This is a genomic window from Micromonospora sp. NPDC023956 (genome assembly GCF_040639195.1).
Classification (GTDB): Bacteria; Actinomycetota; Actinomycetes; order Mycobacteriales; family Micromonosporaceae; genus Micromonospora.
On record NZ_JBEZZN010000002.1, the window covers coordinates 157,952 to 178,024 of the forward strand.

Below are 20,073 nucleotides of genomic sequence, written 5' to 3' on the forward strand. Positions count from 1 at the left end.
GGAATCACCCCACACGCCGGCCGCCACCGGACCGGCGTTCCTCCCTCAGCGCCAGCCCACGTCGATCCGGTCGCCCCGGTCGTCGAAGAAGTGCACGGCGTCCATCCGGACCGAGACCGCCAACTGCTGACCGGCGGCCACCGCCGGGTACGGGGCCAGCCGGACGGACAGCTCCGCCGGGCGGCGGTGGTGGCGCCCCGGGTCACCGAGGACGCTCGCCCGGTTGTCCCGGACCACCGGCTCCTCCGGCGGCGACTCCACCGACCGGCCGGTGAGCCGCTGCACCACCTGCCCGAGCCCCCGGCGCAGGCCGCGCGACCCGGAGCCGGTGTCGTCCGCCTCGGCCCGACGGCCCATCTCGTCCACCACCACCGCCGTCGCGCCGACGTCGAGGAAGGCCAGCGACTCGTGCCCGTGGTGCTCCAGGAACCGGATCCGCCCCCGGAGGACGTCGCCCGGAGCGTCCGGCGCGACCGGGGTCAGCGCCTCGGCCCGCATCCCGACCACGATCCGCTCACCGTGGTAGTGCGCCACCGCCCGGCTGCGGATGTCGTCCCACGGCAGGTAGAGCGACTGCTCGCCGAGGTTCAGCGCCACGTACCGGTCGAGGTGGACGTAGACCGACGCCTCCAGCAGGTTCATCCGGGGGCTGCCGAGGAAGGCGGCGACGTACAGGGTGGCCGGACGGCCGTACACCTGGGTGGGGGTGCCGACGTCCTGGAGCACGCCCCTGCGCATGATGGCCACCCGGTCGGCCATGGTCAGCGCCTCGGCCTGGTCGTGGGTGACGTAGACGGTGGTGACCCCGAGTTCCCGGGTCAGCCCGGAGATCTCCGCGCGCAGTTCGGCCCGCAGGCCGCTGTCGAGGTTGGACAGCGGCTCGTCCATCAGGAAGAGGCGGGGCCGGCGGACGATCGCCCGGCCCATCGCCACCCGCTGCCGCTGCCCGCCGGAGAGCTGACTCGGCCGGCGGCCGAGCACGTCCCCGATACCCAGCGCGCTGGCCACGCTCGTCACCCGCTCCTCACGGGGGGTCAACTCCATCCCGGCCAGCTTGAGCGGGAAGGCGATGTTGTCCTCCACCGTCATGTGCGGGTAGAGCGCGAAGTCCTGGAACACCATGGCGATCCGCCGGTCGCGCGGGGTCAGGTCGTTGGCGTACTCGCCATCGATCATCACCGCGCCGCTGGTCGGGTCCTCCAGGCCGGCGACCATGCGCAGCACCGTCGACTTCCCGCAGCCCGAGGGCCCGAGCAGCACCATGAACTCGCCGTCGTTCACATCGAGGTTGACGTTGTCCACCGCGAGCGTCCCGTTCGGGAACACCTTGGAGACATCCTTCAACGCGACGGTGGCCACCCGTCACCTCCCGCTGGTCATCGCGGACACCGCAATGACTGTGACCAGCATCAAGGGATCGGGACATCGGGTAAACGTGCCATGTTCGGCTCGTGACAGGCCTATTACGCCGGCCGTCCCTCCCAGCGGCCCGGTCCCCGGTCATCCCCCGCCACCCGGCCCGTCGCCGTCGGGCTCGCCGAGGAAGACCCGGCGGACCACCCGCTGCGCGGACCGCCCGTCGTCCCAGACGCAGAACCGGGCCCGGAACCGCTGCCGCCGCACGGTGGCGGCGGCCGAGTCGACCGCCCCGGAGCGGAACACGTCGACCAGGCCGGCGAAGGTGGTCGCCACCGCACCCGGCGGTTCCCCGGTCACGTCGAAGTAGACCCCGCGCGCCAGCCGGTACGCCTCCAGGTCCGGCGCGTACACCACGACCGGGCGGTCCAGCACGGCGAAGTCGAACATCGCCGAGGAGTAGTCGGTGACCAGCACGTCGGCGGCGAGGTAGAGCTCCTCCACCGGGTCGTACCCGCTGACGTCGGTCACCCGGGGAGCACCGGACGGCCAGCCGGACGGGTGGCCGTCCGGCTCACGGTCGTGGAAGTAGTGGCTGCGCACCAGGAGCCGCCCGGCGGGGCCGAGCGCGTCGAGCAGGCGGTGGGGGTCGAACGGGGGACGGTAGCCGGGCAGGTGCTCCCGATGGGTGGGCGCGTAGAGCACCACCCGCTCGCCGGGCCCGACGCCCAGTCCCGCCCGGATCTCGGCGACCTCGGCGGCGGTGGCGTTCACCAGCCGGTCGTTGCGCGGGTAGCCCACCTCCAGCGTGGTGTACGACGCCGGGTACGCCCGCTCCCACATCTGGGTGGAGAAGCTGTTCGAGGAGATGCTGTAGTCCCACCGGTCGACCCGGCGCAGCAGCGCGGCGAAGTCCATCCCGGGCGCGCCGAGCGGATAGCGCCGCTGGTCCAGCCCCATCACCTTGACCGGGGTGCCGTGGTGCGTCTGCACGTGCACCGTGCCGGGGCGCTTGCGCACGTGGTCGGGGAAGTTGACGTTGTTGACCAGCCACCGGGCCCGGGCCAGCGCCCGGAAGTAGGCGTGGGTGCCGGGCACCACGTACTCCAGGCCGGGTGGCAGCGAGTCGACCCGGTCCCGCCGGACGATCCACACCCCGCGCACGTGCGGGGCCAGCCGTTGGGCGGCGGCGTGGATCGCGGCCGGGTTGCAGGCGTACCCCCGGTACCAGTACGCGGCGTAGACGGCGAGCGTCGGGTCGACCGGTCGGCGCAGCTCCGCCCGGTATCCGGCGAGCAGCGCCGCGTCCCGGGTCAGCCGCGCCGCACCGCGCAGCACCGGAGCGCCGCGCCGCTTCGCCACCCGTACGGTCCGCCGGGCCGTCGCCCCGGCCCGGTGGACACCGCGCAGCGCGCTGAAGGTACGCCAGCGGCCGGCCGCCACCAGTCGGTGCTTGAGCCCCTCGGCCCCGTCCGGCATCCGGTACCCGCCCGGTGGCCGCCACCGCGCGTGGTCGGCGACGATCCGCTCGAAGAACGCCGCCCGCAGCTCCGGCGCGATGCGTTCCCCGTTGCCGAGCACCGTCAGGTAGTGCCAGACCATCCGCTCGAACAGCACCGGGTGCAACTCCCCGGCCCCGCTGGCCGCCGGGTGGTCGGCCAGGAACCGGAACACCCGCTCCCACTGGGCGAAGATGTCGAAGTGCCGGTCCCCCCGGGTCCGGGTGATCGCCCCGGCCCGCCGCTGCCGGTAGTTGACGCAGACCCGGTCGAGCAGGCCGATCCGCTCGGCGGCCAGCAGCACCGGGTAGCTGAACGAGACGTCCTCGTACCAGCCGGACGCGAAGCGCAGCCCGAGGGAGACCAGGAACTCCCGCCGGACCAGCTTGTTCCAGGCGGTGTGCAGCAGTCCGACGACCTCCGGGCGGTCCCGCAGCCGGAAGGTCCCCGGCCCGACCGGCTCCGGGTGGACGTCGCGCAGCGCGCTGCGGGTGGCGTTGTCGTTCCAGTGCACCCGGACGTGGTCGACCAGGAGCACGTCCGGCCGGGTGGCGCGGAGCCGTTCGGCGACCGCCGGCAGGCACCCGGGGGCGAGCCAGTCGTCGCCGTCGACGAACCAGACGTACTCGCCGGTGGCCCGGTCCAGCCCGACGTTACGGGCCGGACCGAGCCCGACGTTGCCGGTCAGCCGGACCAGCCGGACCCGGGGGTCCCGGCCGGCGTACCCGGTGAGGATCTCCGGGCTGGCGTCCGGCGAGCAGTCGTCGACGGCGATCACCTCGACGTCGTCGAACGCCTGCCCGAGCAGGGAGTCCAGGCACTCGCGCAGGTAGCCCTGAACCCGGTGGGCCGGTACGACGAAGCTGATCAGCGCCATCCCGGGCCCCCCGGTCAGCCCACCGCGCGGCGCCCCCTCACCGCGCCGGGGCGGTACGCGCGGCGCGGGCCGGGACGGTCACCCAGGTGGCGACCACAGTCATCACGAACACCACGAAAAGGTACGTACCGAGTGTAGCCGTGCCCACCCATGCGAATCCGGCGATCAGCGCCACGACCAGCAGGATCGAGCGCCCCTCCCAGCCCAGCGTGAGATCGTGCAGCGGCGGGGCGGGCTGCCGCTTCTCCAACCGCGCCACCAGGTCGTAGTGGAGCAGGGTGAGCACGAAGACGTACCCGAAGACCAACGGCAGCGGCACGTCGCCGGCCACCCCGACGGCGATCGCGAAGACGTACTCGGCGGCCCGCAGCGCGGCCGGCACCAGCCAGTCCAACGCGCCCTCGGCCCGGCCCCGCGCGCCGAGGCCGGCGGCGAGCAGCACCAGCAGGGCCGCCGGGGCCGCCCAACGGGCGGTGTCGCCGCCGACCAGCGCCGCCCCGAGCAGGCCCACCGCGCCGAGCACGGCGAGCACGGCCAGCGGGAGCTGCGCCGGGATCCGGCCGCCGAACCGGCGCAGCAGCGGGCCGTCGTCCCGGTGCAGGCCGGCGTCGACCGTGCCGAGCACCGGCACCCGCATGAACCGGGCCCGCAGGGTGCGCAGCGCCCCGGTGTACGCGAACGCCAGGACACCCCAGACCAGCACGGCGATCAGGGCGACCCGGGTGTCGAAGAGCGCGGCGGCGAGCGCGATCAGCGCCCAGCGCTCCCCGATCGGGAAGACCACGGTCCGCTTCAGCCAGTACGACACCGAGCCGGTGTCGGCCTGCACCCGGTTGGAGGCGGCGTTGAGCCGGTCGCCGATGCCGCCGCCGGGGCTGGCGGCCTTCGGCCGGCGGGCCGCCTCGTCGTGCAGCACCCCGTACCACGCGTCGGTGTGGTGGCGGACGGTCTGGAGGGTCATCGCGGCGAGCGCCAGCACCCAGCCGTCGCCGAGCCCGGCGTGCGTCATCCCGAAGCCGAGCCCGGCGTAGACGACGTACTCCTTGGCCCGGTCGGCCATGGTGTCCAGCCAGCCGCCCCACGGGCTGAAGTCGCGGGTGTACCGGGCGAGCTGCCCGTCCACGCAGTCGAGCATGAACCCGAGGTAGAGCAGCACGCCGCCGGTCACCAGCGCGGGCCGCCCGCCGACGCCGAACAGCACCGCCGCGACCACGGCGAAGAGCACCGAGATCATGGTGACCCCGGTCGGCGTCAGCCCGAGCCGGGCACAGACCTTCGTCACGTACGGCGACCAGGAGCTGACGAAGTACGTGGTGAAGAAGTCGTCCCGCTCCTTGACCGACAGCCGCAGCTCGGTCGCGTCCTCGTCCACCCCGGCCAGCTCGGCGCGGGCGGCGGCCAGCCCGGCCGGGTCGACGACCCGGTGCGCGACGAGCAGGCGTACCCGGTGGGCGAAGGTCAGCGTCCCGGTCGCCGTGAACGCGGCGAAGAGCCGGTCCACGGCGCTCCCACCGATCGGGTCGGCGGGTCCACCGGTCAGGTCGGCCGGCGTGCCGCCGGCAGCGGTGGGGGCGGGCGCGGCGGCGGCCGTACGGGCCGCGGCGACCAGCGCGGGCAGGTCGGCCGGGACGACCCGGAGCGCGCCGCCGAAGCTGCCGGTGGCCTCGGGCAGCCCACCGGCCGGGGCGGCGGACACCACCTGGCCCCGTTCCTCGCGCACCGCCGCGTGGCCGTCGGCCGGCGGATCGCCGAGCACCAGCGCGGCCGTACCCGCGACCGGGCTGGTCGCCAGGTGCTTCAGCACGGTGGTGTGGGCCACCAGGTCGACGCCGGAGAGCAGGACCGGCCCGGTCGCCCGTCCGGCCAGCACGGCCAGTTCGTCGAGGTCGGCGGCGACCCGCACCTCGTCCGCCCCGGCCCGTCGCCACTGCTCGACCAGGTGGGTGGTCAGGTCCGGCCCGGAGCCGTCGGGAAGCGTCGTCGCCGGTCCCCCGCCGGCGAGCACGATGGCCAGCGTCACCGTGCGACCGACCGGCGGTACGCGGCGAGCGCCTCGTCCAGCGACCCGTCGACGGTCAACCGGCCACCGTCGAGGTAGAGACCCCGACGGCAGAACCGGGTCAGGTCCTTCTCGTTGTGTGACACCAGCACCAAGGTGCGCCCCTCCGCGAGCAGTCGGTCGATCGTGGCGTAGCACTTCGCGCGGAACTCCGCGTCCCCGACGGCCGTCACCTCGTCCATCAGCAGCACGGGGTGCGGCAGTCGGCTGACGATCGCGAAGCCGAGCCGGATCTTCATCCCGGAGGAGTAGTGCCGTACCGGGGTGTCGACGGCCCGCTCGACCTGCTCGCCAGCGAAGGAGATGATGTCATCGAAGTGCCGCCGGAGGTAAACCGGAGAGAGCCCGTGCAGGCCACCGACCAGGTGCAGGTTCTCCCGACCGGTCAGGTCGCTCGCGAAACCGGCGGAGAGTTCCAGCAACGGGGCGACCGCCCCACGCACCCGGATCCGTCCCTCGTCGGGGATCAGCACCCCGGCGATCAGCCGCAGCAGGGTGCTCTTGCCGCTGCCGTTGCGCCCCAGCACACCGACCCGTTCCCCGGCGGCGATGCGGAACGACACCTCCCGCAGCGGCCAGAACCGGCCGGCGTCCGGATGCCGGGCGCCCCGGTGGACGACCAGCTCACGCAGACGCAGCCGCCGGCGCCGGTTGCGGGCGAAGCGGATCCCCAGCCGGTCCGCCTCGATCATCGCGGACACGTCCGCAGCTCTCCGGTCCGCACGCTCACAGCTCCTTCAGCACGGCCGGTTCGAGGCGGCGGAACGCCAACCGACCGGCGACGAGCACGAGCAGACTGCCGGCGACCGAGGTGAGCAGCAGCCGGGTGTCCGGGAACTCGTCCGGATACCAGGCCGCGTGGTGCAGCTGCACGATGCCGACCAGCGGGTTCAGTTCGTAGAGCCCCTTCACCCAGCCGGGGGCCGAGGAGTCCCGGACCAGGCTCAGCGGGTAGATGACCGGGGTGGCGTAGAAGAGCAGCCGGAGCACCAGGCGCAGCACCCGTTCCACGTCCCGTACCAGCACGTTGAGCGCGGAGAGCAGCAGCGCCAGCCCGACCAGCAGGACCGCCTGCACCAACAGGGCCAGCGGAAGGGCGAGCAGCGAGACGCCCGGGTCGATCCGGTCGCGCAGGGCGTAGACCGCGGCCACGCCGACCAGGATCGGCAGGCCGGCGACGTACTCGGCGAACCGGCCGGCGACCCGGCCGACCGGGAAGATCTGCCGGGGCACGTTCAGCACGGTGATCAGTCGGGCCTGGCCGCTCAGCGCGCCGGTGGCCTCGGTGATCGCCGAGCTGGCCCACTGCCAGGCGAAGATCCCGGCGACCAGGAAGAGCGGGTACGACCCGGCCGCCTCGCCCAGGTGCCGGCCGGTGTCCCGGGCGTACAGGACGCCGAAGACGAAGTAGTAGACCGCGCCCAGGCCGAGCGGCTCGATCAGCGACCAGAGGTACCCGAGCACCGACCGCTGGTACTTCACCGCCAGGTCGCGGCGGACCAGGATGCGCAGCGCGTTGCGGTGCGACCACAGGGTCGCGGCACCGGTCGCCACCGTCGCCTCCCGCCCCGGCCCGCACTCCGGCGACCGACTCGCCGGGATGCCCGCTACGCGGGTTGCCCGGCCCCCGGGCTCAGCACTCGATCACGTTGACCGCGAGCCCCCCGCGTGCCGTCTCCTTGTACTTGACCTTCATGTCGGCGCCGGTCTCCCGCATCGTCTTGATCACCTTGTCCAGGGAGACCGCGTGCACCCCGTCGCCCCGCAGCGCGAGCCGGGCCGCCGTGATCGCCTTGATGCTAGCCACCGCGTTCCGTTCGATGCAGGGGATCTGCACCAGACCCCCGACCGGGTCACAGGTCAGACCGAGGTTGTGCTCCATGCCGATCTCGGCGGCGTTCTCCACCTGCGCCGGGGTGCCGCCGAGCGCCTCGGCCAGCCCGGCCGCCGCCATCGAGCAGGCCGATCCGACCTCGCCCTGGCAGCCCACCTCGGCACCGGAGATCGAGGCGTTCTCCTTGAACAGCACCCCGATCGCCCCGGCCGCCAGGAGGAAGCGGACCACGCCGTCGTCGTCGGCGCCGGGCACGAAGCGGGTGTAGTAGTGCAGCACCGCCGGGATGATCCCGGCCGCCCCGTTGGTCGGGGCGGTGACCACCCGGCCACCGGCCGCGTTCTCCTCGTTGACCGCGAGGGCGAAGAGGGTCACCCAGTCCATCACCCGCAGCGGGTCCGCGCTGCCCACGTCCGCCACCAGGCCCCGGCGCAGCTCCGCCGCGCGCCGCCGGACCTTCAACCCACCCGGGAGTACGCCGTCACGCGCGCAGCCCCGGTCGACGCACTCCCGCATCACCCGCCAGATCTCCAGCAGGCCGGCGCGGACCTCCGCCTCGCTCCGCCAGGACCGTTCGTTGGCGAGCATCACCTCGCTGATCGACAGCCCGGTGGCCGTGGTGACCGCCAACAGCTCGGCGCCGGTACCGAACGGGTACCGGACCGGGGTGGTGTCCGGCCGGATCCGGTCCGCGCCGGCCGCCGCCTCGTCCACCACGAACCCGCCCCCGACCGAGTAGTACGTGCGGCTGCGCAGCTGCGCCCCGTCGGCGTCGTACCCGGTGAAGGTCATCCCGTTCGGGTGGTACGGCAGTGACCGGCGCCGGTGCAGCACCAGGTCCCGGTCGGCGTCGAAGTCGATCTCGTGCACGTCGAGCAGGCGCAGCCGCCGCTCGGCACGGACCCGGTCCACCAGGGGACCCACCCCGTCGGTGTCGACCGTCTCCGGGGCCTCGCCGGCCAGGCCGAGCAGCACGGCCCGGTGGCTGCCGTGCCCGTGCCCGGTCGCGCCGAGCGAACCGAACAGCTCGGCCCGCACCCGGGCGGTGTCGGCGAGCAGCCCGTCGGCCTTGAGCCCCTCGACGAAGGTGCGCGCGGCGCGCATCGGCCCCACCGTGTGTGAACTGGACGGCCCGATACCGACGCTGAAGAGATCGAAGACGCTAATCACGATCTGCACCTCTCCCCTCGGCCCCGGCGACGTCGGCGGGGCCGCTGGCGAGCGTACCCGTCCTGGTCACGTTTCCCCGATCGGTCGTCGCCACACCCCCGCGCCGGTCACCACCGTCAGGAGGGGTCACCCCCCTCTGGCGCGGGTATGTACCTACGGGTACGCCGGTTGCCGGTCCACCTGCCGGCCGAGGGCGCGCTGGCGCGCCCCGCCTACCGTGGATCGCAGAGGCGGCCAAAGCGCCGCAGAGTGGGAGTAGACGACGATGAGTCGCAAACTGGTCCGGCCCCGTGAGGGGCGCATGCTCGCCGGTGTCTGCGCCGGCCTGGCCCGGCGGTTCGGCAGGTCTCCCGGGTTCATCCGACTGCTGTTCCTGCTGTCGCTGCTGCTGCCCGGCACCCAGGTCATCGTCTACCTGGTGCTCTGGGTCCTGATGCCCAACGAGGACCGGTACGCCGTCCGCTACTGACCCGTACCGCCACACCCGACCCGACGACCACCGCGCCCGCCCCGGCCTTCCGGGGCGGGCGCTGTTTCGTCCCGGCGTCGAAGGGTCAGGGCTTGGCGTAGGTGACGGTCACGGTCTGGTAGCCGAGGGAGCGGAGCAGCCCCTCCAGCATCTTGCGGGTGTTCGCCTCGGCGCGGGCCGCGAGTTCGCTGTCCCGGGCGGCGGCCGTGATCCGCTCCTCGGCCAGCCGGTAGACCTCCCGCTGTCGGTTCGGGTCGTCGGCGAAGACGTCGCCGAGCCGGTTGAGCAGGCCGCGCTTCTCGGCGAAGACGTAGCTCTTCTCGATGTCGAGGTTGGTGTCGCTCAACTGCGGCGCGGGGAGGGTGATCGTGACGGACTTTCCGTCGGCGGACTCCACCACCGCCCGCTCGGCGATCTTCGAGAAGTCGACGTACGCCTCGACCCGGCCCGCGCCGACGAAGAGGGTGCGCTGGTTGAGCAGGAAGTCCGGGACGTACTTGCGGTCGGTTTCCAGGTCGACGACGACCTGGAAGTTGCCCTCGGCGGCCACGTACCGGCTGAGGTCCCGGATCGACTTCAGCAACGGCGGCTGGCTGCGGTCGGTGGTCTCCTGGGCGAACGGGTTACGCCAGCTCGGCCAGAGCCCGGCCACCTGGGTGCCGAGCAGCACCACCACGGCCAGCGCGGCGGCCCCCAGGACCAGGAGCAGCCCGCGGGCCGGGCCACGGCGACCGGCGGCGACGGGCTCGTCGGTGTCGGCGGGCGGCCGGTCGGCCGGGGCCGGCCCGGTCGACTCGCTTTCGGTCGGGTATTCCGGGAACTCGCGCGTGGGCTGGTTGACATCGCCGTTGCGGGACATCGCCCTCACCGTCCTCGGTCGTGACATCGGTACCTGGGAATGACGGTACGTCCCCGGTACGACGCGCGCGCGTCGAGCCGGATTCACCTCCAGGGCACCGTCCGGCCGGCCGGCCGCAGGAGTCTCCCGCCGTGTCGGGACGGCGCGTACGATGGTCGACGACCGGCCGCGTGGATCGCGGCCCGCTCGCGGCCCGAAGGCGGTGGACATGGAGCTGGTGACCAGCCCCGTCCTCCGCGCGCGCCTGCGACGACGATAGTCGCCGTTCCCCCCTGCGCGTTCCTGCCGTCCGAGCCGTGTCCGTAGCGCGGTCGGCGCTCCGCTTCCTCGATGCCGAGCAGCCGGCCTTCCGTTGCCGCCTTCCCGCTCACCCGAACTTCCGGGAGTACCCGTGACCGTGCCCTCGTTGGCCTCGTCGTTGTCCGACTCCGTGACCGTCGCCGCAGCTTCCCTCGGGCTGTCCGACCTGGCACCGCTGGTCCGCCGATCCGAGCACGCCGACTTCCAGGCCGACGGAGTCCTCGCGGCGGCCCGGGTACTGCGCCGCAACCCACGGGACCTCGCGGCGGAGCTGGTCGCGGCGCTGCCGGCGGTCGGTCCGGTGGCGTCGGCGCGGATAGCGGGGCCTGGATTCGTCAACCTCGACGTGACCGACGCGGCGCTGCTGGCGCAGGTCGCGGCCCGCCTCGACGACCCGCGCCTGGGGGTCGGCACGCCCGAGGCGGGCGTCACGACCGTCATCGACTACTCGCAGCCGAACATCGCCAAGGAGATGCACGTCGGGCATCTGCGGTCCACCATCATCGGGGACGCCCTGGTACGGATCCTCGAACACCTCGGCGGGGCGGTGGTGCGGCGCAACCACATCGGCGACTGGGGCACCCAGTTCGGCATGCTGATCCAGCACCGGTTCGAGCAGCCCGAGCCGCCGGCCGCAGAGGACACCGACACCGTACGTCGGCTGGCCGCCCTCTACCGGCGTGCGCGGGCGGCGTTCGACACCGATCCGGCCTTCGCCGAGCGGGCCCGGCAGCGGGTGGTGGCCCTACAGGGCGGCGACCCGGCCACGGTGACCGCCTGGCGGGACATCGTGGCGGAGTCCAGCCGCTACTTCACCGAGGTCTACCAGCAGCTCGACGTACTCCTCACCGAGGCCGACGCGGTCGGCGAGAGCGCCTACAACGACGAGCTGCCCCGGATCGCCGACGAGGTGGAACGCACCGGGGTCGCGGTGGTCAGCGACGGTGCTCTCTGCGTCTTCTTCGACGAGGTACGCGGCCCCGACGGCCGCCCCACCCCGCTGATCGTGCGCAAGAGCGACGGAGGCTTCGGATACGCGGCGACCGACCTGGCCGCACTCCGGCAGCGGGTCGTCCACCTGGATGCCGACCGGCTGTTGTACGTGGTCGACGCCCGGCAGGCGCTGCACTTCCGGATGGTCTTCGACACCGCGCGGCGGGCCGGTTGGCTGCCGTCGGCCGTGTCCGCCGTGCACGTGGCCTTCGGGACCGTCCTCGGCCCGGACGGACGGCCGTTCAAGACCAGGGCCGGGGACACCGTCCGTCTGGTCGACCTGCTCACCGAGGCGGTCGACCGGGCCCGGAGCGTGGTCGCCGGCAAGAACCCGGACCTCACCGGCGCGGCCCTGGACGAACGGGCGCGGCAGGTGGGCATCGGTGCGGTCAAGTACGCCGACCTGGCCACCGGCCGGGCCCGCGACTACACCTACGACCCGGAGCGGATGCTGGCGCTGACCGGCAACACCAGCGTGTACCTGCAGTACGCGCACGCCCGGATCCGCTCCATCCTCGCCCGCGCGGACGGCGACGCGGTCGTCGACACCGGCACGCTCCTGGAACCGGCGGAACGGGCGCTCGTGCTCGACCTCGACGCCTTCGCCGACATCCTCGACGAGGTGGTGGCCGGCTACGAGCCCCACCGGCTCTGCGGCTACCTGTACCGGCTCGCCCAGACCTTCACCGCCTTCTACGAGCGGTGCCCGGTGCTGCGCGCCGACGCGCAGCGGCGCGGTGTCCGGCTCGCCCTGTGCCGGCTCACCGGTGACACCCTGCGCACCGGCCTGCACCTGCTCGGCATCGAGGCACCGGAGCAGCTGTAGACGCGCGCTGGTGCTTGCGCCGGGCCTCCCGAGGCCCTAACGTACAACCACATGGTTGTAGGTGAGCGGGAACAGGCGGAGGCCGACCGGGTCTTTCACGCCCTGGCCGACGCCACCCGGCGCGACATCCTCGCCCGGGTGATTCGTGGCGGGCAGTCGGTGACCGCGCTCGCGCAGCACTACACCATGAGCTTCGCGGCGGTGCAGAAGCACGTGGCGGTCCTCGAACGGGCGTCCCTCGTCACGAAGCAACGGAAGGGCAGGGAACAAATCGTGCACGGCGACCTGGCGGCGTTGCGCCGGGTGAGCCAGCTCCTCGACGCGTACGAAGAGCTGTGGCGCCACCGCGTACAGCGCATGGACCAGATTCTTGACCAGGAGTGAGAAGGCAGGTCGACAGATGCCCGTCATCAGTTCGCAGCAGGACCCCGAGGCGAAGACCCTCACCATCGTCGCCGAGTTCGACGCCACCGTGGAGCGGGTGTGGCAGCTCTGGGCCGACCCGCGCCAGCTGGAGCGCTGGTGGGGCCCGCCGGAGTGGCCCGCCACCTTCGTCCGGTACGAACTCGTGGTGGGTGGCGCCGCCCGCTACCACATGACCGGCCCCGAGGGCGAGAAGTCACGCGGCTGGTGGACGATCACCGCGATCGACGCGCCGCACCGGCTGGAGTTCGACGACGGCTTCGCCGGCGAGGACGGCGAACCGCTCGACCCGGAGGACCGGAGCCACGGTGTCGTGACCCTGGAGCAGGTCGGCGACCGCACCCGCATGACGACGGTCTCCACGTTCCGCAGCCGGGAACAGTTGGAGGAGATGGTCGCCATGGGCATGGAGGAGGGCTCGCGCGCCGCCATGGGGCAGATCGACGCGCTGCTCGCCGAGGACCGCGCGACCGGCTGAACCGCAGTCGTCCCGGCGGCGCCCCGCCGGGCGGAGGATCGGGGGAGACCAGCTGGTCGTCGGCCTAGGTGAAGGCGGAGACGCCGGTCAGCTTCTGGCCGATGACCAGCTGGTGGATCTCCGAGGTGCCCTCGTAGGTGAGCACGCTCTCCAGGTTGTCGCCGTGCCGCATCACCGGGTACTCCCCGGAGACGCCGTTCGCGCCGAGGATCGTCCGGCACTGCCGGGCGATCGCCAGCGCCTCCCGGACGTTGTTCAGCTTGCCCACGCTGACCTGCTCCGGACGTAACCCGCCCGCGTCGGCCAGCCGGCCGAGATGCAGGGCGAGCAGGTAGCCCTTCTGCCACTCCACCGCCATGTCGGCGAGCTTGGCCTGGGTCAGCTGGAAACCGGCGAGCGGCCGGCCGAACTGGGTCCGCGTGGTGGCGTACCGCAGGGTGGTCTCCAGGCACTCCCGGGCCGCACCGAGCGCGCCCCAGACGATGCCGAACCGGGCCTCGGTGAGGCAGCTCAGCGGGGCCCGCAACCCGGCCGCCTCCGGCAGCAGCGCGTCCGCCGGGAGCCGGACGTCGTCGAGGACGATCTCACCGGTCACCGACGCGCGGAGCGACATCTTGCGGCGGATCTCCCGGGTGGTCACCCCGGCCGTGTCCAGCGGTACGGCGAACCCGCGCACCCCCTCCTCGGCCCGAGCCCAGATCACCGCGACGTCGGCCACCGGCGCGTTGGTGATCCACGTCTTGCCCCCGGTGAGCACCCAGTCGGTGCCGTCCCGCCGGGCCCGGGTCGCCATCGAGGCCGGGTCGGAGCCGTGGTCCGGCTCGGTCAGCCCGAAGCAGCCGATCGCCTCACCGGTCGCCATCGGCGGCAGCCAGCGCTGCTTCTGCTCCTCGCTGCCGTACCGCCAGATGGCGTACATGGCCAGGGAGCCCTGCACCGAGACCAGGGACCGGACGCCCGAGTCGCCGGCCTCCAGTTCCAGGCAGGCCAGACCGTAGGCGACCGCCGAGGAACCGGCGCAGCCGTACCCGGTCAGGTGCATGCCGAGCAGGCCGAGCCTGCCGAACTCCCGGGCCAGCTCGCGGGCGGGCACCTCGCCCCGCTCGTACCAGTCGGCGACGTACGGGCGTACCCGGTCGTCGACGAGCCGGCGCACGACGGCGCGGATCTGCCGCTCCTCCTCGCCGAGCGACGAGTCCAGGTCGAGCAGGTCGAGGGTGGGCGCGCTCATGCGGTCACCCTAACGACTCCTCAGGCCCGGCCGCGACCACGCGGCGGACGCCTACTCGGAGTGGTCGCTCAGCACGAGCACCCGGGCGTGGATCTGGTTGCGCTGCTGGAGGGCGGCGCGCAGCGCCCGGTGCAGCCCGTCCTCCAGGTAGAGCCCGCCGTTCCACTGGACCACGTGCGGGAAGAGGTCACCGTAGAAGGTGGAGTCCTCGGCGAGGAGTTTGTCCAGCGCCAGTTCCCGCTTGGTGGTGATCAGCTGGTCCAGGCGGAGCGGGCGTGGCGGGATCTCGGCCCACTGCTTGAGGGTGAGGTGGTGCTCCGGGTAGGGACGCCCGTCCCGAACCGCTCTGAAGATCACGACGGCACGCTCCCCTCCCCTTTACCGAGCCGGCCGGCACCCGCCAGCGCGGGCCGCGGCGTGACACCGCGACCCAGCGGTATTCGATGACCTTGTCAGCCTAGCGGCCCCGGTCACTTCACATTTTGCTCCCTCTTGTCAGCTTCGCTACTCGGTTGCGCTCCCCGCCTCGGGGATCGCCACCGGTCGCCCCCACCGTCCCCGGTGCACCACCTCGTCGACCGGTCGACGCCCCCGCCGCAGCGACGGTGACCGCTGGTCGGGTGCCCGGTAACCGATGGTGATCGCGCCGACCGGCGTGAACTCCGCCGGAACGTCGAACGCCGCCCGGTACGTCGCGGTGCGCTCCGGCGGGATGCCGAAGAAGCACGCCCCCAGCCCTTCGTCCACGACGGTGAGCAGCATCAGCAGGGCGGCGAAGCCGGCGTCGACGTGCCAGTACGGCACCGGCCAGCGCTCCTCGGCGCGGTCCGTCCAGCCCTTGTCCGGCTCGGCGTACCGGTCGAGGTAGGCGGCGCGGTTGGCGTGCGGGACCACCACCAGCGGAGCCCGCCGCATCCCGGTCAACCAGCGGTCCCGCCCGCCCCGTTCGGGTGTCGCCGCGGCCCAGAACCGCTCCCGGTCGGCCGGGTCCTCCAGCACCAGGAAACCCCAGCCCTGGGCGAAGCCCGCCGACGGCGCGCGGACCGCGTGGTCGAGCAACCGGTCGACCACCTCCGGCGGGACGGGGCGGTCCGGGTCGTAGTTGCGCACCATCCGTCGCCGCCGGACGACCTCTGCGAACTCCATGCCCTGCCTCCCTCTCCGCCGGTGGCTCAGGCGCCCGTCCGGACGCCCCAGACGCCCCGCCAGGTCTCCCCCGGGGCCAGGGTGATCACGTCCCGGCCGGACCGGAACGCGTCCGGCGGGCAGGTCATCGGCTCCACCGCCACCGACCGGCGGTACCGCTCGCCGGACAGGGCATCGCCGGTGAAGACCTGCCACCAGCCGAACTGCGCGTCCGCCCAGAGGTGCACCGCGTCCGAGCCGTCCGGGGCGGCGAGGGTGACCGTCGAGCCGCCGTCGGCGTCCCGGACCACCGCGCCGAAGGTGGTGTCCAGCACCGCGTCGCCGATCGGCCGGGGCGCCGTCCAGTCGTACTTGGTGCCGGCCACCGGGCTCGCCCCGATCGGCAGCAGCCGGCCGTCCACCACCAGCCGGTTGCCGGCGGGCACCCGCATCAGCAGGTCGTCCACGGCGACGTCGGGCAGCCGCAGGTACGGGTGCACGGCGAAGCCGAACGGGGCCGGCTCGGCGGCCAGGTTGGTCGCCTCGTGTTCCGCCCGCAGTCCGTCCGCCCCCACGCTCCACCGGCTGCGCAGTCGCAGCGCCCACGGGTAGCCCGGCTGCGGCGGCAGGTCGTAGCCCACAGTGACCGCGTCACCGGCCTGCTCGACCAGCCGCCACGGCACCCAGTTCACCAGGCCGTGGATGGCGACCTGCCGGCTCGGCTCGGTCAGCGGCAGCGTGTACGACCGCCCGTCGACGGTGTACTCGCCGTCCCGGATCCGGTTGGGCCAGGGAGCGAGCACCTGCCCGGCACAACCGGGGCAGATCTCGTCGGCGCGGTAGCCGTCGACGTAGTCGACGCCGTCGCGGCGGTACGCCCGCAGTCCACCCCCCACCTCCACGATGACGGCCTCGTGGCCGGCGGCGGCGATGGTCCACTGTGCTCCGGAGGGCGGAGTGGGCTCGGTGGTCTGCATGCCGGCGACCCTAGTGCCTGGACCACCGCCGCGCCCGACGGCCTCGCGGCCGTCCCCGCACCGGACGGTCGCTCGCGGCCGGCACCGCGCCAAGCGGTCGCTCGCGGTCGGATCGGGTCAGGGCTACCGCGTCCCGGTGGCCGGGGTGCTCCGGTAGCGGACGAGGGCGGGGAAGCTGACCGCGAGCAGCACGGCCAGCACGGCGGCGACCACGCCACCGCCGACCCAGGCCACCCCGCTGCCGAGACCGGCGGCCATCGTCCCGGCCCGCAGGTCGCCCAGGCGTGGCCCACCGGCGACCACCACGGTGTTCACCCCCTGGAGCCGGCCGCGCATCCGGTCCGGGGCGTGCACCAGCAGCATCGACTGCCGCAGCACCGCACTGACCAGGTCGGCGGCACCGGCCACGGCGAGCAGCCCGACGGCCAGCCAGAGCTGTCCGGCGAGGCCGGCCAGGGCGACCGCCACCCCCCAGCCGACGACCGCGCCGACCAGCGCCAGGCCCTGCCGCCTGATCCGGCCGATCCAGCCGGAGGTCAGTCCGCCGAGCAGCGCGCCGAAGGCGATCGCGCTGAACAGCCAACCGACCGCCGCACCGCCGCCGAAGCGTTCCTCGGCGACCTCCGGGAAGAGCGCGCGGGGCATGGCCAGGATCATGGCGACCAGGTCGATGGCGAACGACAGCAGCAGCACCCGGGTGGTGAGCAGGTAGCGGAAGCCGTCCACCACGCTGGCCAGCCCCCGTCGGGGCGGAACGCCGTCCGGCTCCGGTTCCGGCGGTAGCGCCGGCAGCCCCCGGGCGGCCCAGATCAGCGCGGTGAGCAGCAGGGCGTCCGCCGCGTACGCGATCGGCAGGCCGGTGTCGGTGCCCCAGATCCCGAAGATCAGCCCGGCGACCATCGGGCCGGCGACCGCGGCCCCGGTGTTGGTGGTGAAGTTCAGCGTGCTCGCCGCCGGCACCAGGTCCAGCGGCACCAGCCGGGGCAGCATGGCGTTGCGCGCCGGCGAGGTGATGGCGAACGCGACCGACTGCACCGCCACCAGGGCCAGCAGCAGCACCGGGCTGCGCGCCCCGGCCAGCGCCTGCACCAGCAGCCCGAGGGTGGCGAGCCAGAGCAGCACGGAACCGAACAGGAGCACCTGTCGGCGGTCCCGACGGTCCGCGATCACCCCGCCCCAGAGCCCGAAGACCAGCAGCGGCAGGAAGGCGGCCACCCCGATCAGCCCGACCCAGAACGAGTCGCGGGTCAGCGCGTACATCTCGACCGGAACCGCGACGGCGGTGAACTGGAAGCCGAACATCGCCACGCTGTTGCCGGTCCAGAGCCGCCGGTACGCCGGCACCCGCAGCGGGCGCAGGTCGATCGCCACGCGCCGGGCGGCGCCCGACCGCTTCTCCGCCGCCCCGGTCGCGGTCTGCGTCCCGGTCACGGCGCGAGCCGCTCGACGACCCAGTCACCCTGCCCGGTACGGCGGTAACGGAACCGGTCGTGCAGCCGGTTGGCCCGCCCCTGCCAGAACTCCACCGCGTCGGGGACGACCCGTAGCCCGCCCCAGTGCGACGGGGGCGGGATCGGGTCGGTACCGGCGAACCGCTCGGCCACCTCCCGCTCCCGCTCCACCAGGTAGTCCCGATCGGGGATCACCTGGGACTGCGGACTGGCCCAGGCGCCGAGCTGCGAGCCGCGCGGCCGGCTGGCGAAGTACGCCTCCGTCTCGGCGCGGTCCACCGGCTCCACCCGTCCGGTCACGGTCACCTGCCGGCCGACGGCGAACCACGGGAACACCAGGCTGGCGTACGGGTTGGCGAGCGCCTCGGTGCCCTTGCGGGAGGTGTGGTTGGTGAAGAAGACGAAGCCCTCGGGGTCGTACCGCTTGAGCAGGACGGTCCGGCCGCTCGGACGGCCGGTCGGGTCGGCGGTGCCGACCACCATCGCGTTCGGCTGGGGCAGCGCGGCGGCGGCCACGGCGCGGAACCAGCGGTCGAACTGGGTGCACCAGTCGGCTGCCAGATCCGTCCGGGAAAGCCCTTCCTGCTCGGCGTTCCCGGCCCAACCGACGCCCGGGACCACTGTGTCTCCCGTCACGTTCCCCTCCTTCTCACCTGCCGATACCGTGCCACACCCCGTTGACCAGCACGTTGTGCCCCGGGTCACGGCGATGTTGCGGTTGACCGCGCACCCGGATGTCGCCTGTAGCACAGTGGTTGCGGGTCGCAAACCCGGTTCTCCACCAGGCAAGATGTTCGAACACATCCCTGAGGGTCGCCTACGGCGCCCGGCCGTCCGGCCGGATGGGCCCACAGGCGGGCGCACCGAGCAGATCCAAGGAGACGACATGGCCGACTTCAAACCGGGCCTGGAGGGCGTCGTAGCCTTCGAGACCGAGATCGCCGAGCCCGACCGCGAGGGCGGGTCGCTGCGTTACCGCGGGGTCAACATCGAGGACCTCATCGGCCAGGTCTCCTTCGGCAACGTCTGGGCGCTGCTGGTCGACGGGCGGTTCGGCCCCGGCCTGCCGCCGGCCGAGCCGTTCCCGGTGCCGGTGCACTCCGGCGACATCCGGGTCGACGTGCAGTCCGCCGTGGCGATGCTCGCCCCGTACTGGGGGCTCGACCAGCTTCTCGACATCTCCGACGAGCAGGCCCGCGAGGATCTGGCCCGGGTGTCGGTCACCGCGCTCTCCTTCGTCGCCCAGTCCGCCCGGGGTCTGGGCCTGCCGGCCGTGCCGCAGAAGGAGATCGACAAGGCCTCGACCATCGTCGAGCGGTTCATGAAGCGCTGGCGGGGCGAGCCCGACCCGCGTCACGTCAAGGCCGTCGACGCGTACTTCATCTCGGCCGCCGAGCACGGCATGAACGCCTCCACCTTCACCACCCGGATCGTCGCCTCGACCGGCGCCGACGCCGCCGCCTGCATCTCCTCCGGCATCGGCGCGCTCTCCGGCCCGCTGCACGGCGGCGCTCCCTCCCGGGTGCTCAGCATGCTGGAGGCGGTGGAGCGCAGCGGCGACGCCGAGGGCTACGTCAAGGGCGTCCTCGACCGGGGCGAGCGGCTGATGGGCTTCGGCCACCGGGTCTACCGGGCCGAGGACCCGCGCGCCCGGGTGCTCCGCCGCACCGCCCGTGAGCTGGGCGCGCCCCGCTTCGAGGTGGCCGAGGCGCTGGAGAAGGCCGCGTTGGCCGAACTCCAGGCCCGCCGCCCGGACCGGGTCCTCGCCACCAACGTCGAGTTCTGGTCGGCCGTGGTGCTCGACTTCGCCGAGGTGCCGGCGCACATGTTCACCTCCATGTTCACCTGCGCCCGGATGGGCGGCTGGAGCGCGCACATCCTGGAGCAGAAGCGGCTCAACCGGCTGGTCCGCCCGTCCGCCCGGTACGTCGGCCACGGCCCCCGCAAGCCGCACGACGTCGACGGCTGGAACGCCATCCCCCACGGCGTCTGACCCCCGCACCCCGTACCCCCGCACTCCGCACCCGGTACCCCCGCACCCCCACCTCACCCCGTCGATCATGAAGTTATGGCACCCGATCTGTCGGCTTCGCACAATGTGTGAGGCACCAGAAGTCCATGATCGACGGGGGGAGGGGGAGGGGAG

The 20,073-nt window shown here is 73.2% G+C and carries 18 protein-coding genes; 5 read left to right on the top strand and 13 right to left on the bottom strand.

What is annotated here, in order from left to right; genetic code table 11:
- Window positions 1-45: 45 nt before the first annotated feature.
- The 6 genes from AB0F58_RS03165 to AB0F58_RS03190 form a co-directional block, all read right to left on the bottom strand.
- Entirely contained in the window at window positions 46-1,359 is a 1,314-nt protein-coding gene (locus tag AB0F58_RS03165) for an ABC transporter ATP-binding protein (protein ID WP_357137146.1), read from the bottom strand.
- A gap of 141 nt (window positions 1,360-1,500) precedes the next feature.
- Complete coding sequence (locus AB0F58_RS03170) at window positions 1,501-3,732, bottom strand: bifunctional glycosyltransferase family 2 protein/CDP-glycerol:glycerophosphate glycerophosphotransferase (protein ID WP_357137149.1); 2,232 nt, start codon at window positions 3,730-3,732, stop codon at window positions 1,501-1,503.
- Window positions 3,733-3,769: 37 nt separating this feature from the next.
- Window positions 3,770-5,683: a DUF5941 domain-containing protein gene (locus tag AB0F58_RS03175; protein ID WP_357138645.1), complete on the bottom strand. Its 1,914-nt coding sequence runs from the start codon at window positions 5,681-5,683 to the stop codon at window positions 3,770-3,772.
- 65 nt (window positions 5,684-5,748) lie between these two features.
- On the bottom strand, window positions 5,749-6,483 hold the full coding sequence (locus AB0F58_RS03180; protein ID WP_357138647.1) for an ABC transporter ATP-binding protein: 735 nt from the start codon (window positions 6,481-6,483) through the stop codon (window positions 5,749-5,751).
- A 34-nt stretch (window positions 6,484-6,517) separates the two neighbouring features.
- Window positions 6,518-7,345, bottom strand: a complete 828-nt coding sequence (locus AB0F58_RS03185) for an ABC transporter permease (protein ID WP_357137152.1) — start codon at window positions 7,343-7,345, stop codon at window positions 6,518-6,520.
- A 79-nt stretch (window positions 7,346-7,424) separates the two neighbouring features.
- Window positions 7,425-8,795 carry an L-serine ammonia-lyase gene (locus AB0F58_RS03190; RefSeq protein ID WP_357137154.1) on the bottom strand — a complete coding sequence of 457 codons (1,371 nt, stop codon included), beginning with the start codon at window positions 8,793-8,795 and terminating at the stop codon, window positions 7,425-7,427.
- 265 nt (window positions 8,796-9,060) lie between these two features.
- Here AB0F58_RS03190 and AB0F58_RS03195 point away from each other — a divergent pair, with 265 nt between their 5' ends.
- Entirely contained in the window at window positions 9,061-9,264 is a 204-nt protein-coding gene (locus tag AB0F58_RS03195; RefSeq protein WP_357137157.1) for a PspC domain-containing protein, read from the top strand.
- An 85-nt stretch (window positions 9,265-9,349) separates the two neighbouring features.
- On the opposite strand, the gene AB0F58_RS03200 is transcribed toward AB0F58_RS03195, so the two are convergent.
- Entirely contained in the window at window positions 9,350-10,123 is a 774-nt protein-coding gene (locus tag AB0F58_RS03200) for a DUF4230 domain-containing protein (RefSeq protein WP_357137160.1), read from the bottom strand.
- Window positions 10,124-10,514: 391 nt separating this feature from the next.
- On the opposite strand from AB0F58_RS03200, the gene argS reads away from it, so the two are divergent.
- Genes argS through AB0F58_RS03215 form a run of 3 tightly spaced genes read left to right on the top strand, consistent with a single transcriptional unit; the run spans window position 10,515 to window position 13,143 of the window.
- Complete coding sequence (gene argS / locus AB0F58_RS03205) at window positions 10,515-12,242, top strand: arginine--tRNA ligase (protein WP_357137163.1); 1,728 nt, start codon at window positions 10,515-10,517, stop codon at window positions 12,240-12,242.
- Window positions 12,243-12,293: 51 nt separating this feature from the next.
- Window positions 12,294-12,626 carry a helix-turn-helix domain-containing protein gene (locus tag AB0F58_RS03210; protein WP_357137166.1) on the top strand — a complete coding sequence of 111 codons (333 nt, stop codon included), beginning with the start codon at window positions 12,294-12,296 and terminating at the stop codon, window positions 12,624-12,626.
- Between the two features lie 16 nt (window positions 12,627-12,642).
- Window positions 12,643-13,143 carry an SRPBCC domain-containing protein gene (locus tag AB0F58_RS03215; protein WP_357137169.1) on the top strand — a complete coding sequence of 167 codons (501 nt, stop codon included), beginning with the start codon at window positions 12,643-12,645 and terminating at the stop codon, window positions 13,141-13,143.
- A gap of 64 nt (window positions 13,144-13,207) precedes the next feature.
- On the opposite strand, the gene AB0F58_RS03220 is transcribed toward AB0F58_RS03215, so the two are convergent.
- From AB0F58_RS03220 to pdxH, 6 genes are all read right to left on the bottom strand, one after another.
- Window positions 13,208-14,374 carry an acyl-CoA dehydrogenase family protein gene (locus tag AB0F58_RS03220; protein ID WP_357137172.1) on the bottom strand — a complete coding sequence of 389 codons (1,167 nt, stop codon included), beginning with the start codon at window positions 14,372-14,374 and terminating at the stop codon, window positions 13,208-13,210.
- A gap of 51 nt (window positions 14,375-14,425) precedes the next feature.
- Complete coding sequence (locus AB0F58_RS03225) at window positions 14,426-14,731, bottom strand: type II toxin-antitoxin system VapB family antitoxin (RefSeq protein ID WP_145820482.1); 306 nt, start codon at window positions 14,729-14,731, stop codon at window positions 14,426-14,428.
- A 147-nt stretch (window positions 14,732-14,878) separates the two neighbouring features.
- Window positions 14,879-15,520, bottom strand: coding sequence for a nitroreductase family protein (locus tag AB0F58_RS03230; RefSeq protein WP_357137176.1), 642 nt, complete (start codon window positions 15,518-15,520; stop codon window positions 14,879-14,881).
- 26 nt (window positions 15,521-15,546) lie between these two features.
- On the bottom strand, window positions 15,547-16,476 hold the full coding sequence (locus tag AB0F58_RS03235; RefSeq protein WP_357137178.1) for an aldose 1-epimerase family protein: 930 nt from the start codon (window positions 16,474-16,476) through the stop codon (window positions 15,547-15,549).
- A gap of 123 nt (window positions 16,477-16,599) precedes the next feature.
- Window positions 16,600-17,847, bottom strand: coding sequence for an MFS transporter (locus tag AB0F58_RS03240; RefSeq protein ID WP_357138650.1), 1,248 nt, complete (start codon window positions 17,845-17,847; stop codon window positions 16,600-16,602).
- A gap of 56 nt (window positions 17,848-17,903) precedes the next feature.
- The gene (pdxH, locus tag AB0F58_RS03245) at window positions 17,904-18,563 is read right to left on the bottom strand and encodes a pyridoxamine 5'-phosphate oxidase (RefSeq protein WP_357137181.1); all 660 of its coding nucleotides are present in this window, start codon (window positions 18,561-18,563) and stop codon (window positions 17,904-17,906) included.
- 250 nt (window positions 18,564-18,813) lie between these two features.
- Between pdxH and AB0F58_RS03250 the strand changes: the two genes are divergently transcribed.
- Window positions 18,814-19,920, top strand: coding sequence for a citrate synthase 2 (locus AB0F58_RS03250; protein WP_357137183.1), 1,107 nt, complete (start codon window positions 18,814-18,816; stop codon window positions 19,918-19,920).
- Window positions 19,921-20,073 lie beyond the last annotated feature (153 nt).